Source organism: Micromonospora sp. NBC_01796 (assembly GCF_035917455.1).
In the GTDB taxonomy this organism is placed as follows: domain Bacteria; phylum Actinomycetota; class Actinomycetes; order Mycobacteriales; family Micromonosporaceae; genus Micromonospora_G.
The window spans coordinates 5,235,164-5,249,199 of record NZ_CP109078.1 but is presented as its reverse complement, the minus strand read 5'-3'; the positions used below and the strand labels follow the sequence as shown (position 1 = coordinate 5,249,199).

General features: G+C 73.1%; 14 protein-coding genes and 1 pseudogene. 5 read left to right on the top strand and 10 right to left on the bottom strand.

Annotated features, from left to right (window positions below; all coding sequences use genetic code 11):
- Positions 1-49: 49 nt before the first annotated feature.
- From OIE47_RS24265 to trpC, 3 genes are all read right to left on the bottom strand, one after another.
- Positions 50-1,249: an FAD-dependent oxidoreductase gene (locus OIE47_RS24265; RefSeq protein ID WP_326556819.1), complete on the bottom strand. Its 1,200-nt coding sequence runs from the start codon at positions 1,247-1,249 to the stop codon at positions 50-52.
- A gap of 18 nt (positions 1,250-1,267) precedes the next feature.
- The gene (gene lgt, locus OIE47_RS24260) at positions 1,268-2,542 is read right to left on the bottom strand and encodes a prolipoprotein diacylglyceryl transferase (RefSeq protein ID WP_326556818.1); all 1,275 of its coding nucleotides are present in this window, start codon (positions 2,540-2,542) and stop codon (positions 1,268-1,270) included.
- Positions 2,543-2,811: 269 nt separating this feature from the next.
- Positions 2,812-3,615 (bottom strand): indole-3-glycerol phosphate synthase TrpC, encoded by an 804-nt coding sequence (gene trpC, locus OIE47_RS24255; protein WP_326563227.1) that lies wholly within the window; start codon positions 3,613-3,615, stop codon positions 2,812-2,814.
- Positions 3,616-4,025: 410 nt separating this feature from the next.
- Between trpC and OIE47_RS24250 the strand changes: the two genes are divergently transcribed.
- On the top strand, positions 4,026-4,292 hold the full coding sequence (locus tag OIE47_RS24250; protein WP_326556817.1) for a hypothetical protein: 267 nt from the start codon (positions 4,026-4,028) through the stop codon (positions 4,290-4,292).
- Here OIE47_RS24250 and OIE47_RS24245 read toward each other — a convergent pair.
- The 4 genes from OIE47_RS24245 to OIE47_RS24230 form a co-directional block, all read right to left on the bottom strand.
- The gene (locus OIE47_RS24245; protein ID WP_326556816.1) at positions 4,285-4,893 is read right to left on the bottom strand and encodes a Trp biosynthesis-associated membrane protein; all 609 of its coding nucleotides are present in this window, start codon (positions 4,891-4,893) and stop codon (positions 4,285-4,287) included. The genes OIE47_RS24250 and OIE47_RS24245 overlap by 8 nt on opposite strands.
- Positions 4,890-6,449: an anthranilate synthase component I gene (locus OIE47_RS24240; protein ID WP_326556815.1), complete on the bottom strand. Its 1,560-nt coding sequence runs from the start codon at positions 6,447-6,449 to the stop codon at positions 4,890-4,892. Before OIE47_RS24240 ends, OIE47_RS24245 begins: the two co-directional genes overlap by 4 nt.
- The gene (gene hisI, locus OIE47_RS24235) at positions 6,446-6,904 is read right to left on the bottom strand and encodes a phosphoribosyl-AMP cyclohydrolase (protein WP_326556814.1); all 459 of its coding nucleotides are present in this window, start codon (positions 6,902-6,904) and stop codon (positions 6,446-6,448) included. The genes OIE47_RS24240 and hisI overlap by 4 nt, the downstream gene beginning before the upstream one ends.
- A 65-nt stretch (positions 6,905-6,969) precedes the next feature.
- Positions 6,970-7,356 carry a MerR family transcriptional regulator gene (locus tag OIE47_RS24230; protein ID WP_326556813.1) on the bottom strand — a complete coding sequence of 129 codons (387 nt, stop codon included), beginning with the start codon at positions 7,354-7,356 and terminating at the stop codon, positions 6,970-6,972.
- A 151-nt stretch (positions 7,357-7,507) separates the two neighbouring features.
- Between OIE47_RS24230 and OIE47_RS24225 the strand changes: the two genes are divergently transcribed.
- Genes OIE47_RS24225 through OIE47_RS24215 form a run of 3 tightly spaced genes read left to right on the top strand, consistent with a single transcriptional unit; the run spans position 7,508 to position 9,736 of the window.
- Positions 7,508-8,275 carry an ABC transporter ATP-binding protein gene (locus tag OIE47_RS24225; protein WP_326556812.1) on the top strand — a complete coding sequence of 256 codons (768 nt, stop codon included), beginning with the start codon at positions 7,508-7,510 and terminating at the stop codon, positions 8,273-8,275.
- Entirely contained in the window at positions 8,272-9,027 is a 756-nt protein-coding gene (locus tag OIE47_RS24220) for an ABC transporter permease (RefSeq protein WP_326556811.1), read from the top strand. Before OIE47_RS24225 ends, OIE47_RS24220 begins: the two co-directional genes overlap by 4 nt.
- A gap of 31 nt (positions 9,028-9,058) precedes the next feature.
- On the top strand, positions 9,059-9,736 hold the full coding sequence (locus tag OIE47_RS24215) for a TetR/AcrR family transcriptional regulator (protein ID WP_326556810.1): 678 nt from the start codon (positions 9,059-9,061) through the stop codon (positions 9,734-9,736).
- Here OIE47_RS24215 and OIE47_RS24210 read toward each other — a convergent pair.
- Positions 9,733-10,542 carry a DUF2470 domain-containing protein gene (locus tag OIE47_RS24210; RefSeq protein WP_326556809.1) on the bottom strand — a complete coding sequence of 270 codons (810 nt, stop codon included), beginning with the start codon at positions 10,540-10,542 and terminating at the stop codon, positions 9,733-9,735. The genes OIE47_RS24215 and OIE47_RS24210 overlap by 4 nt on opposite strands.
- 75 nt (positions 10,543-10,617) lie before the next feature.
- Here OIE47_RS24210 and rpsD point away from each other — a divergent pair, with 75 nt between their 5' ends.
- Positions 10,618-11,226: a 30S ribosomal protein S4 gene (rpsD, locus tag OIE47_RS24205; protein ID WP_326556808.1), complete on the top strand. Its 609-nt coding sequence runs from the start codon at positions 10,618-10,620 to the stop codon at positions 11,224-11,226.
- A 93-nt stretch (positions 11,227-11,319) separates the two neighbouring features.
- Here the strand turns inward: rpsD and OIE47_RS24200 are convergent, their stop codons facing one another.
- The gene (locus OIE47_RS24200) at positions 11,320-13,095 is read right to left on the bottom strand and encodes an ABC transporter ATP-binding protein (protein ID WP_326563226.1); all 1,776 of its coding nucleotides are present in this window, start codon (positions 13,093-13,095) and stop codon (positions 11,320-11,322) included.
- 20 nt (positions 13,096-13,115) lie between these two features.
- Positions 13,116-13,943 (bottom strand): annotated as a pseudogene (locus tag OIE47_RS24195) (ABC transporter ATP-binding protein); the annotation flags it as partial.
- Positions 13,944-14,036 lie beyond the last annotated feature (93 nt).

The window sequence follows — 14,036 nt, the reverse complement described above, 5'->3', positions numbered from 1 at the left end:
CGGAGGCCGGGATGCCGGGGCAACCGTTCCGTCGATGCCCCCACGGTGGCTACGCGGGCGGACGCCAGGCCGCGGCGGCGGTGGCTGCGCTGCCCATCAGGCGCGGGGTGATCGTGCCCAGGGCGGCGTCACGGGCACGCAGGGCCAGCCGGCCCCGGCTCTGCAACACCGCCGACATCCGCCGGGTCTGCCGTACGACGGTGACCGCACGGGGGCGCCGGGCCCGGCTGTACGCGTCGACCGCGGTCCGCAACGCCTCGCCGGGCACCGCGTCGCGTACCGCCGAGCGGAGCGTCGCGGCGTCCTCGAACGCCAGGCAGGCGCCCTGGCCGAGGTGGTGCGGCATCGCGTGCGCGGCGTCGCCGAGCAGGACGATCCCGCCGGGGCCGACCGGGTACGCGAACTCCTTCGGCAGCGGGCGCAGCTCGCGTACCTCCTGCTGGACCAGGTCGTCCGGCTCGGTCGCGGCGAGCAGGTCACCGATCGGCGCCGGCCAGTGGGCGTACCAGCGGCGGAGCAGGGCGAGTTGGGTCTCGGGCGGCTCGGGGCGGGACGCGCCCGCGGCGGTCGCCACCCAGTAGATGCCGCCCCGGGTCGAACCGCCGGACGAGCCCCGCTCACCGAGCGAGATGGCGACGAACCGGTAACCGGCGCCGAGCGTCTCGCCGTTAACCGGACGGTCGGCGGGCAGCTTCGGCGCCCGGTACCAGGGGATCACCGCCCGCCAGGCCGCCGAGCCCGAACTGACCACGGTCGCCTCCGGGGCGAGCCGGTGCCGGACCGCGCTGTCCACCCCGTCGGCGGCCACCACCAGGTCGGCCTCGAACTCGGTGCGCCCGTCGCCGACCGCCGGCCGCTCGGCCGGCGTCGCGCGTACGGTGCGGACCTGCACCCCGGTACGGATGTCGACCTGGTCACCGAGGCCGGCGATCAGGGCGTCGTGCAGGTCTTCCCGGTGCACCACCACCGGTGCCCGCTCGTCGATCATCGGTCGGGGCTGGACCAGCCAGTGCCCGTCCGGTCGGCGTACGCCGACGTCGGGCAGGGCGGTGGCGATCGCGTCCAGCCCGTCACCGAGGCCGAGCGCGCGCAGCGCCCGTACCCCGTTGGGCCAGAGCACCAACGCGGTGCGCTCGGCGCGGAGCCGGTCGCCCCGTTCGAGGAGTGTCACCTGCCAGCCGGAACGGGCCAGGGCACCGGCGACGGCCAGGCCGCCGATCCCGGCGCCCACCACCACGGCCGTACGCATGGCTGCGGTTCCTCCCGCTCAGCTGTTGTCGCGGTCCGTGGCGGATCCCGGCGGCGCGGCACCTGCCCGCGCCTGCCCGGTACCACCGGCCCGGTCGTCGTCGCCGTCGTCGTGCGCGTCGTCCTCGTCGGTGGTGCTCGCGTCGAGGTCGTCCGGCTCGTCGTCGCCGAGGTCGTCGAGGTCGTCCAGGAGCCGGTCCGGTGCACCGGTCCCGCCGTGTTCCTGCTCGGGCAGCTCACCGGTGCGCTGGTAGGTCCGGTACTGCTCCTCGGTGACCACCCGGTACGCCTCGGGCAGGGTGTTGGGGTCCTTCGTCACCGTACGCCGGGAGAGGTCGACCTGGGAGATGTCGCTGGTCGACCCGGTCTCGCCGTCGACCTCGTCGGAGTCGGCGTCGGCGTCGGTCGGTGCGGTGGTGGTGGAGCCGGCGTAGATCGGCACCAGGAACTCCTGCGGCCCACGGACCCGGAGGAAGTAGATCAGCGCGCCGAGGAAGACGACCACGGCGGTCCAGACGTTGAGTCGTACGCCGAGGATCTCGTTGGCCTGGTCGGTACGCATCATCTCGATCCAGAACCGGCCGACGGTGTAACCCATCACGTAGAGGGCGAAGGCGCGTCCCCGGCCGAGCTTGAGCTTGCGGTCGACCAGGTAGACGAAGAGGGCGACGCCGATGTTCCACAGCGCCTCGTAGGCGAAGGTCGGGTGGTAGAGGCCCGGTTCGAGGATCGGGTTGCCGTTCTCGTCGAGCAGGGCGTGCCCCGGGTTGCCGGAGTCCATCCGGTGGATCTCCAGGCCCCAGGGCAGCGTGGTCCGGCCCCCGAAGAGCTCGTTGTTGAACCAGTTGCCGAGCCGGCCGACCGCCTGGGCCAGTGGCAGGCCGGGGGCGAGCGCGTCGGCGACCACGGTCAGCGGGATGCCGAGCTGGCGGGCGGCGAGCCAGGCGCCGACGGCGCCTCCGGCGACCGCACCCCAGATGCCGAGGCCGCCCTCCCAGATGTACAGGGCCCGGATCGGGTCACCGTCGGAGCCGAAGTACGCCTGCGGCGAGGTGATCACGTGGTAGATCCGGGCGCCGACGATGCCGAACGGCACCGCCCAGACCGCGACGTCCAGGATCGCCCAGGGCGCGACGCCACGCTGGCGGAGCCGGTATTCGGTCACCACCGCGGCGACGACGATGCCCAGCACGATGCAGAGCGCGTAGGCCCTGATCGGGATCGGCCCGAGCTGCCAGACGGCGGTGCTCGGACTGGGCAGGGCTGCCAGCGGGGACACTGAGGCTAGGGTCACGATTGCACACGGTACCGCCGTACCGGGTCCCGGCGGCACCCCGGGCCGGTCGCCTTCTGCGCGGGTGTCCCCCGCGATGCACACTCGTGCGCGTTTGTCTGTGAACCCGCTCACCTCGACGCCCCGGTCAGTGATCGGGGAAACCGCCGGGACGGGTCACCGCGTACGGCGGACCCGCTGTCACGCGCAACGGCGGGCCCGTACGAGTGACGGGCCCGCCGCAGCGGTGGTACGTGACCGGCGGCAGTCGCCGGTTCGGTGCGCTCGGGTCAGCGAACCGGACGGGGCGTGGCCGGGTGGTTGCCGGCGTTGACCAGCTCGGCGACCGCCTCGCGGGGGCTCTTCTGGGTGACCAGACCCTCTCCGACCAGCACCGCGTCGGCACCGGCCGAGGCGTACCGGATCAGGTCGTGCGGTCCCCGTACGCCGGACTCGGCGATCTTGACGACGCTGTTCGGCAGGCCGGGGGCGATCCGTTCGAAGACCGAACGGTCGACCTCGAGCGTGCGCAGGTTGCGGGCGTTGACCCCGATGACCTGGGCACCGGCGTCCAGCGCCCGGTCCGCCTCGTCCTCGTCGTGCACCTCGACCAGCGCGGTCATGCCGAGCGACTCGATCCGCTCCAGCAGCCCGACCAGCGCGTTCTGCTCCAGTGCGGCGACGATCAGCAGCACCAGGTCGGCCCCGTGGGCGCGGGCCTCGTGCACCTGGTAGCTGGAGACGACGAAGTCCTTGCGCAGGACCGGGATGTCCACCGCCGCCCGGACCGCGGCGAGGTCGGCCAGCGATCCGCCGAACCACCGCCCCTCGGTGAGCACGCTGATGCAGCGGGCTCCACCGCCGGCGTACTCGCCGGCCAGCTCGGCCGGATCGGCGATCTCGGCGAGTTGGCCCTTGGACGGCGACGAGCGCTTGACCTCGGCGATCACCCCGACACCGGGGCGGCGCAGGGCGGCGTACGCGTCGCGGGGTGGGGGCATGGCCGCGGCCAGCTCCCGGATTCGCTCCAGCGGGATCTCCGCCTGTCGGCGGGCGACGTCCTCACGGACTCCGGCCAGGATCTCGTCGAGCACGCTGACGGGCGCGGTCGAACCAGCGCCGTCCCCCTCCGCGTGCGGATGCTCAGCAGTCACCAACGGACTCCCCTCTCCGGGCGTCATGGGCCGATGCTAGGGGGCGCCGGGGTAGGGCCGGAGCCGGGGGGTATGGCGCACCTCACCAGGTGGGCTCGGGCATAATGGCCGACCTCTGGTAAGCGGGCTATCACCCACTGCCACCGGCACCATCGACGGTCATCGGGTAATCACACCATGCCGGGGCGCCCGGCGCAGCCCGCCGATCCGCCGCTGGCAGCGCTCCCGTCGGCCACAGTTGACCCGCGGGTCACCGGTTCGAAACACCGTCTGGGCACGATCGGGGTCGGGCAGACTGGTCGCGGGATGGCCGCGAACACCGTCGGATCGATCATCGTGCGGGGTGGATCATGAGCAGCACCGGGCCGGGCTCGACCATCGACCTGATCAGCATCCCCCGGGCGGTCGCGTCCGTGGCCATCGGCGTGGTGCACTCGGTGGAGCGGGCCGTGGTCGGCGACGGGCGGGTGCGGACCGCCCGGGGCAACGCCTGGGCGGCGATCTGCGCCGACCGGGACCGGGCGCACCAGCGGGCCGAGGTCAGCGCCATGGTGGCGGCCCTCACCGCGCCCCGCAGCGCCCCGGCCGACGAACGGGCCGGGTCGCCGGTCAGTTGACCGTCGGGTCCTCGCCCCGGTCGAGCGCGTCCCAGGCGGCGACGGTCCGGCCGGCCTCGACCCGGCCGCCCGTACCCGTGGCAACGGCACCGGAGGCGCCGTGGCCGGTGGCCGGGGCGCCGGGGCGTACCCGCTCGTAGCGTGCCCCCATCGCCGGCCAGGTGTGCCCCCGCCCGGCGGTGAGCACCCCGGCCGCGGCGACCAGCAGGCCGCCGAGCCCGCAGAGCACCGGCCAGTGCAGGCTCGTCTCGCCCCGTTCGGGGGCGGTCAGTCCGTACCCGCCGCCGGCCGCCACCCCGAGCCCGACGAGCACCAGCAGCCCGCCGACCAGCCGACGGCCGAAACCCCGGGTGGCCAGCAGGGCGCCGGCCGAGGCCAGCCCGACCAGGGCAAGCGCGGGCAGCCAGGGCAGCAGCCCACCACCGGTCTGCGCGTCCCGCAGCGCCGACAGCGGCTCCGGCCGAGGGGTGATCTCGACCGACCAGGTCCGGGTGGCGGCGTAGAGCGCCAGGCCCGCCCCGGCCAGGCAGAGCAGGACCGCGTACGTCAACTGCCGGCGACCCGGATTCGCCGGCCCGGTCGACGGAGGCTGCTCGCTCATCGGGCCGGCCGCAGGGTCTCGGCGGCGGCGATGGCGGCCAGTACGGCGGCGGCCTTGTTCCGGGTCTCCAGGTCCTCGGCCAGCGGGTCGGAGTCGGCGACGATCCCCGCACCGGCCTGCACGTAGGCCCGCCCGTTCCGGATCAGGGCGGTCCGGATGGCGATGGCCATGTCCATGTCACCGCCGAAGCCGAAGTAGCCGACGGTGCCGCCGTAGAGCCCGCGCCGGGTCGGCTCCAGGTCCTCGATGATCTCCATCGCGCGTACCTTCGGGGCACCGGAAAGGGTGCCGGCCGGGAACGTGGCGGCCAGCGCGTCGAACGCGGTCTGGTCCGCGCGGAGCGTGCCGACCACGGTCGAGACGATGTGCATGACATGGCTGTACCGCTCGATGGTGGCGAACTCCGGCACCTCGACCGTGCCGGGCCGGCAGACCCGACCGAGGTCGTTGCGGCCGAGGTCGACCAGCATCACGTGCTCGGAGCGCTCCTTGGGGTCGGCGAGCAGTTCGGCGCCGAGCCGGTTGTCCTCCTCCGGCGTACCGCCGCGCGGGCGGGTGCCGGCGATCGGGTGCAGCATCGCCCGGCGGGCCCCACCCTCGGCGGCGGTCACCTTCAGGTGCGCCTCGGGCGACGAGCCGACGATGTCGAACCCGTCGAAACGCAGCAGGTACATGTACGGACTCGGGTTGGTGCTGCGCAGCACCCGGTAGACGTCGAGCGGATCGGCCCTGGTGTCGCGTTCGAACCGTTGACTGAGCACGATCTGGAAGCACTCACCGGCCCGGATCGCCTCCTTGGCGACCTCCACCGCCTTGGGATAGCCCCCGTCCGGGGTGTTGCAGAGCACGTCGCCGGGGGGCGGGCTCGCCACGGTGGAGATCATCGGCGGGATCGGGCGGGACAGGGCGGTGGTCATCGCGTCCAACCGCCCCACCGCCTGGTGGTACGCGGCCAGCACCCGCCCGGCCCGGTCCGGCTCGTCGGGTGCGGGCAGCACCGCGTTGGCGACCAGGATCGCCGAGCCGTCGAAGTGGTCCAGGACCACCAGGTCGGTGGCGAGCATCAGGCCCAGCTCGGGCAGGCCGAGATCGTCGCGGGCGAGCGACGGCAGCCGTTCCAGCCGGCGGACGAAGTCGTAACCGAGGTAGCCGACCATGCCGCCGGTCAGCGGGGGCAGCCCGGTCACCGGGTCGGTGTCCGGTCCGGTGAGGGCGGCGACGGTCTCCCGCAGGGCCGCGACCGGGTCGCCGGAGGTCGGCACCCCGGCCGGTGGCGTACCGAGCCAGTGCGCCTCGCCGTCCCGCTCGACCAGGGTCGCGCTGCTCCGTACGCCGATGAACGAGTACCGCGACCAGGCCGCACCGCCCGGTCCGGCGCCCTGTTCGGCGGACTCCAGCAGGAAGGTCCCCGGGCCGCCGGCCAGCTTGCGGTAGACCCCGACCGGGGTCTCCCCGTCGGCGAGCAGGCGCCGGGTCACCGGCACCACCCGCCGGCTGCCGGCCAGGTCGCCGAAGGTCGCCTCGTCCGGGCTGACCGCACCGGTGGTCTGACTCATGCCCGCTCCCCCGGTGTCCCGATCAGGCCGGTGACCGGGAGGTCGTCGGCGAAGCAGGTCCGGTTGCCGGTGTGGCAGGCGGGACCGACCTGGTCGACGCTGACCAGCAGGGCGTCGCCGTCGCAGTCCAGCGCGACCGAGCGTACGTACTGGTGGTGGCCGGAGGTGGCGCCCTTGACCCAGTACTCGCGGCGGCTGCGCGACCAGTAGGTGGCCCGGCCGGTGGTGAGCGTACGGTGCAGCGCCTCGTCGTCCATCCAGGCGACCATCAGCACCTCGCCCGAGTCGTGCTGGCGGACCACGGCCGCGACCAGCCCGTCGGCGCCCCGGCGCAGGCGGGCGGCGATCGCCGGGTCGAGACCGGTGGCGGGGCCGGCCGGGCCGGGGCGCGGGGCGGTCGGGGTGACGGGTGGGGTGGCCGGTGGGGCGGCTACCGGCAGCTCGGGTACGGGCACGAACCGATTGTTCCGCACCGGGGGCGGGGGTCGTCCACCCGTACCGCCCGGAGTGCTCGGCGCCGCTAACCGGCCCGTTCGAGTTGCCCGTACACCTCGATCTTGAAGTTGAGTACGGCCAGGTCCTGTTCCAGCTCGGCCATCCGGGCCAGGACCCGGTCCCGGTGGGCCTCGAACAGCTCGCGTCGCGCGCCCAGCGTCTGGTCGCCCTGCCGGGCCAGCTCGGCGTAGCGGCGCATGTCGCGTACGGGCATCCCGGTGCGGCGCAACCGGGTGAGCAGCATCAGCCAGTCGACGTCGCCCCCGGTGTAGCGCCGCCGTCCGGCGGAGTCCCGCCCGACCGGTGCGACCAGCCCCTCCTGCTCGTACCAGCGCAGCGTGTACGCGGTGAGACCGACCCGGTCGGCGGCCTCGCTGACGGTGAGTGTCGTCTCGTCCAGGCGGGTGTCCATCGATACAGGTTCCCAGTTCGAGTGCGCTCGAAGTCAAGGGGTGTGCGGGTGACGGCCGGGGTCGGGAACCGGACTTCGGGGCGATTGCCGGGCGACAAGATTTCAACTAGCGTTGAGTTCATCAAGCGTTGAATTAATTCGAGGAGGCGCGATGAACCCCGCGATCGAGGTCACCGACCTCGTCGTCGACCGTGGCAGGCGACGGGTGTTGCACGGCCTGACCTGCGCTTTACCCAAGGGCAGCGTCACCGGGCTGCTCGGACCGAGCGGCAGCGGCAAGACCACCCTGCTGCGGGCCGTGGTCGGCGTACAGCTCGTCACCTCCGGCACGGTCACCGTGCTCGGTCAGCCGGCCGGCACCGCCGCGCTGCGCCGCCGGGTCGGCTACCTGACCCAGGCCCCGAGCGTCTACACCGACCTGACGGTCCGGGAGAACGCCCGGTACTTCGCCGCCCTCCAGGGGCGCTCCGCCGCCGACGCCGACCAGGCGGTCGCCGACGTCGGCCTGGCCCCGGCGGCGACCCAGCTCGTCGGGACGCTGTCGGGCGGCCAGCGCAGCCGGGCGTCGCTGGCCTGCGCCATCGTCGGCCAACCCGACCTGGTCATCCTCGACGAGCCGACGGTCGGTCAGGACCCGGTGCTGCGGGCCGAGCTGTGGGACCGGTTCCACGCCATGGCCGCCGCCGGCACCACCCTGGTCGTCTCCAGCCACGTCATGGACGAGGCCGCGCGCTGCGACCGGCTCCTGCTGATCCGCGAGGGTCGGCTGATCGCCGACGACACCCCCGATGCCGTACGCGCCAGCGCCGGCACCGACGACCTGGAGGAGGCGTTCCTCCGGCTGATCCGACGCACCGAGGCGGAACGCGGCGAGGCGCAGCCGACCCCGGTCGGCACCGAGGGAACGGTGACCCGATGAACCCGAGACTGCTGGCCGCGACCACCGGGCGAATCCTGCGCCAGCTCCGGCACGACCGGCGTACGGTAGCGCTGCTGGTCGTGGTGCCGAGCGTGCTGCTGGCCCTGCTCTACTTCATGTTCGCCGACCAGCCCACGGTGCCCGGCCAGCCGAGCACCTTCGACCGGATCGCACTGATCATGCTCGGCGTCTTCCCGTTCGTGATCATGTTCCTGGTGACCAGCATCGCGATGCTGCGCGAGCGCACCTCCGGCACGCTGGAACGGCTGCTCACCACCCCACTGGGCAAACTCGACCTGCTGTTCGGGTACGGCATCGCGTTCGGCCTCGCGGCGGCGATCCAGGCCGGGGTGGCTGCCGGGGCGGCGTACTGGCTGTTCGATCTGGACACCGCCGGTGCCGCCGGCCTGGTCATCCTGATCGCGGTGGTGAACGCGGTGCTCGGGGTCGCCCTCGGGCTGCTCTGCAGCGCCTTCGCGCAGACCGAGTTCCAGGCCGTACAGTTCATGCCGGTCGTGGTGCTGCCACAGATCCTGCTCTGCGGTCTGTTCGTCGGTCGTGGGCAGATGTCCGGCTGGCTCCAGGCGGTCAGCGACGTCCTGCCACTGTCGTACGCGGTCGAGGCGCTGCAACAGGTCGGCGCCCACACCGAACCGACCGGCACGATGTGGCGCGACCTGGCGGTCGTGCTCGGTGCCGTACTGGTGGCCCTGGTCCTCGCCGCCGCCACCCTGCGGCGCCGGACCGGCTGACCGCGCGGAACGGGAACAACGAAGGACGGCGATGGCACGACGGACCGGACGGCGGCCGGGCAATCCCGACACCCGCGAGGCGATCCTCACCTCGGCCCGGGACGCGTTCGCCGAACGCGGCATCGACGGTGCGTCGATCCGGACGATAGCGGCCGGTGCCGGGGTGGACCCGGCGCTGGTCCACCACTACTTCGGCACCAAGGACAAGCTCTTCCTGGCCGTGATGAACGTGCCCTTCGACCCGTCCGAGCTGCTGCCGCAGATCGTGGCCGGCGGGTCGGACGGGATCGGCGAACGACTGGTACGGACCTTCCTGCGGATCTGGGACTCGCCCGCCGGTGCGGCCGGCGTCGCCCTGCTCCGGTCGGTGATCAGCAACGAGTGGGCCGCCCGGCTGATGCGCGACTTCGTGGTCACCCAGATCCTCCGGCGGGTCGTGGCCGGGCTGGACCTGTCCCCGGCCGAGGCCCCGTTGCGCACCTCCCTGGTCGCCTCCCAACTGGTCGGCCTGGCCATGGCCCGGTACCTGCTCAGGATCGAGCCGCTGGCCCACACCCCGGCCGAGATCGCCGTGGCCGCCATCGCCCCGACCGTGCAGCGCTACCTGACCGGCGAACTGACCGGCGTCTTCGAACCGGCGACCGATGTGGAGCAGGCGACCGGGGCCCAACCGCCGACGGGCGTGGAGCCCGCGACCGGCGTGGTCTAGTTCGGTCCGGCCGGGCTCGCTTCGGCCGAGTTCGGCTCGGCCGGGCTCAGGCCGGCGATCGGGGCGTGCCGGGTCGGCCAGAGGACCGGGTGCAGCAGCTGGACCAGGTCGGCGTGGTCGCGTACCGGGCGGGGGAAGGCCAGCCGGGCGCGGTAGCGGGAACCCGGTTCGCCGAGCATCACCACGAAGCCGTACCGGTCGAGCCGGACCACGCGCGGCGACGGCCCGGACCGGTGCCGGGCGGCGGATTCACCGAGCTGCCGGAGTACGAACTCGGCGATCTCCGACTGGTGGTGGTCGGCCAGGTCCTCCAGGAGTTCCCGCTCCAGGTGGTGCAGCGGGTCCGGTTCGGCGGCGCCGTACTCGGCCGGGTCGATGTGGATGGTGTCGGCGTCCCGCTCCAACCGGACCTCGGCCGGCTCGAACCGGTACAGGGCGAACCGGCCGCCGACGTCGAGCAGGTCACCGGTCGGGTCGACGTCGGCGTAGTCCAGTGCCGCCTGCCGGGCCTCGGCACCTTCGAGCAGTGCGGCCCAGCCCGAGATCCAGACCCGGCCCAGGGCCGGCGAGCCGGCGGCCGGCGGCAGGTCGCGTACGTCGAGCACCAGCGCGGTGTCGTCGGTGCCGGGCTCCGGCCGCAGGGCGAGTGCGAGGTCGTCGACGACCGAGACCAGCAACAACACCCGACCGAGCGCGTCGGTGACGTGCCGGGTGCGGTGCGGCCCCGGGTGGTTGGCGACGTAGGCGGTGCCGGCGAGTCGACCGGCCGCCAGTGTGCGGGCGACCTCGGCGGGACTGGGCTGCATGACCGTACCTCCGGCGGGTGAATTAGGGTGGGCTAAGTTAGGGCAGGCTAACCTACAAACCCGGGAGACGTCCACGTGAACCAGGCAAGACCCAAGGTCCGAATTTCCCGCGCCCTCGGCATCCCGCTCACCCCCAAGTGCGTGAAGTACTTCGAGCGCCGGCCGTACCCGCCGGGCGTGCACGGGCGCTCACGCCGCAAGACCTCGGACTACCAGGTACGACTGCTGGAGAAGCAGCGCCTGCGGCACCAGTACAACGTCAGCGAGACCCAGCTCCGGCGGGCCTTCGACGACGCCGTACGACTCGAGGGCAAGACCGGCGAGAACCTGGTCACGCTGCTGGAGCGGCGCCTCGACGCGGTGGTGCTCCGGGCCGGGCTGACCCGCACCATCTACCAGGCCCGGCAGCTCGTGGCGCACGGGCACTTCTCGGTGGACGGGGTCAAGGTCGACCGCCCGTCCTACCGGCTGCGCCCCGGCCAGACGATCCGGGTACGCGAGCGCAGCCTGCAGAAGCCGCCGTTCCAGCTCGCCGCCGCCGGTGCGCACGTCGGTGACCGAACCGCCCCGTACCTGTCGGTCAGCCTCACCGACCTCACCGTAACCGTCATCCGCCCGCCGCTACGCCGCGAGATCCCAGTCACCTGCGACGAACAGCTGGTGGTCGAGTTCTACTCCCGCTGACCCGTCCTCCCCACCGTCGATCTAGGGCATATGGTGGCTTCTAAAGATCAACTCACCACCATATGCCCTAGATCAGCGCTGTTCCGGGGCGGGTCAGCGGGTTTGTTCCAGCCAGGAGGCGTAGAGGAGGGCGTAGGTGGAGGTGGGGTCGAGGACCAGGTCGTCGTGGGGGCCGCGTTGGACGATCCGGCCTCGGTCGACCACGATCACCTCGTCGGCCGCCTGGGCGGTGGAGAGGCGGTGCGCGATCGCCACCGTGGTACGGCCCCGGGTGACGGCGTCGAGGGTGCGCTGCAGGCGTACCTCGGTCGCCGGGTCGACGGCGCTGGTCGCCTCGTCCAGCACCAGCAGGTCCGGGTCGGCCACGTACGCCCGCGCCAGGGCGACGAGCTGCCGCTCCCCCACGCTCAGCGCCTCGCCGCGCTCGCCGACCCGGGTGTGCAGCCCGTCGGGCAGCCCGTCGACCCAGTCGGACAGGCCGAGTTCGGCGAAGGTGGCCGCCAGTTCCTCGTCCGAGCAGCCCGGACGGCCGAAGCGGACGTTCTCCGCCACGGTCGAGTCGAACAGGAAGCCGTCCTGGGGAACCATCACCACCCGCGAACGCAGCGACGAGAACCGCACCCGGTCCAGCGGGGCGCCGGAGAGCAGCACCGTACCGGTGGTGGGGTCCATCAGCCGGGTGAGCAGCTTGGCGAAGGTGGTCTTGCCGCTGCCGGTCTCGCCCACCACCGCGACCCGACTCTTCGCCGGGATGTCCACGGTGATGTCGGAGAGGACCGGCGGGCCGCCCGGATAGGCGAAGCCGATCTCGGCGAACCGTACCTCGATCGGCCCCTCGGGCAGGTCCACGCCCTGCTCACCGGGGTCGGCCACATCCGGGGCCAGGTCGAGTACGTCGAGCACCCGGCGCCACCCGGCAACCGCGTTCTGCGCCTCGTTGAGCACCTCGGTGGCGATCTGCACCGGCTGGATGAAGAGCGTGACCAGGAACAGGAACGCGGTGAGCTGGCCGATGCTGAGCGTCCCGTCGACGCCGAGCCGGACCCCGAGCACGACCACCGCGGCCAGCGCCAGGCCGGCCGAGATCTCCCCGGTGGAGAAGCTGACCACGCTGGTCCGGATGGCCTTCTGCTGGGCGGTGCGCTGCCCGTCGATGGCCTCGTCGATCCGGGCCGCGGTCCGCCCGGAGACGCCGTACGCGCGGATCACCGAGGCACCGACGACACTCTCCGCGATCGCGCCGAGCAGGGCGCCCATCCGCTGCCGGACCACGCCGTACACCTTGGCCAGGCGCTTCTGGAAGGCCCGGATGACCAGTACGGCGGGGATGAACGCGGCGAACACCACCAGCGTGAGCTGCCAGGAGTAGACCGCCATCACGATCGCGGTCACCACCACCTGGCCGGCGCTGATCAGCAGGATCACGCCACCCCACTGGAGGAACTGGGTGATCTGGTCGACGTCGCTGGTGACCCGGGAGACGAGCGAGCCGCGCCGCTCCGACTGCTGGTGCAGCATCGAGAGGTCGTGCACGTGCCGGAAGGCGCGGGTGCGTACCCCCGCCAGTGCCGTCTCGCTCACGGTGAACAGCCGGCGCATCATCAGGTAACCGCAGATAGTGGTCAGCACCAGGACCACGGCGGTCACCGCGACGACCACGCCGACCACGCCGAGGTCCGGGCCGCCGGGCGCCCGCAGGCCGCGGTCGATGCCCTGTTGGATCGCCACCGGTACGGCAGCCCGCCCGATCATCGACACCAGCGCGAACGCGAGGGTGCCGGCGAGACCGGTACGCAGTTCGGGGGAGAGTGCCAGGCCGCGCCGCAGCGTACGCCAGGTGCCCTCGGTCGGTTCGGTGCCGCCACCGATGGCGGTTGCCGCGTCGGTGCTCACGCGACCACCTCGCTGACGTCGCCGTCGACCGTCACGCCGCGCGCACCGGCACCGGTCGGCGGATCGGGGTCGACCGGCTCGTCCACGTACGCCTTCTCCCGCTCTCGTTCGGCCTCCGCCTTCTCGTAGGCGGTAACCAGGTCGGCGTAGCCCGGCACGGTCGCCAGCAGTTCGGGGTGCGTGCCACGGGCGATCACCCGACCCTGCTCGACGTAGATGACCTCGTCGGCCAGGGCGATGGTGGCCCGGCGGTACGCCACCACCAGGATCGACGCGGCCGGGCCGGTGGACCCGTCGGCCCCGGTCGGTGGGCCGCCCCGGCTCAGTGCGGCGAGGATCGCCGCCTCGACCCGTGGGTCGACCGCGCTGGTCGCGTCGTCGAGCACCAGCAGTCGCGGCCGTCCGGCCAGCGCGCGGGCCAGGGTGAGCCGCTGGCGCTGCCCGCCGGACAGCGACGTGCCGCGCTCGCCGACCATCGTGTCCAGCCCCTCCGGCAGGGCGGAGATGAACCCGTCCGCCTCGGCCAGCCGCAGCGCCGCCCAGACCGCCTCGTCGTCGATCCCCGGCCGGTCGAGGGTGATGTTGGCCCGGACCGTGTCGTCGAAGACGAACGGCACCTGCGCCACCAGGGCCACGGTGTCGGTGAGCGAACCGGCGGTCAGCGACCGTACGTCGACGTCGTCCAGGCTCACCGTCCCGGACTGCGGGTCGACCAGCCGTACGGCGAGCGAGACGATGGTCGACTTGCCGGAGCCGGTCGGCCCGACCAGGGCGACGGTGCGGCCGGACGGCACGGTGAACGAGACCTCGTGCAGCACCGGGATCCGGGCCGAGCGCACCCGCTCCGGCGGCACCAGGTCTCCGTCCGGGGAGGGGTCGGCGGGGCCGGTGGCGCGGGCCGGATCGGTCGGGCCGCC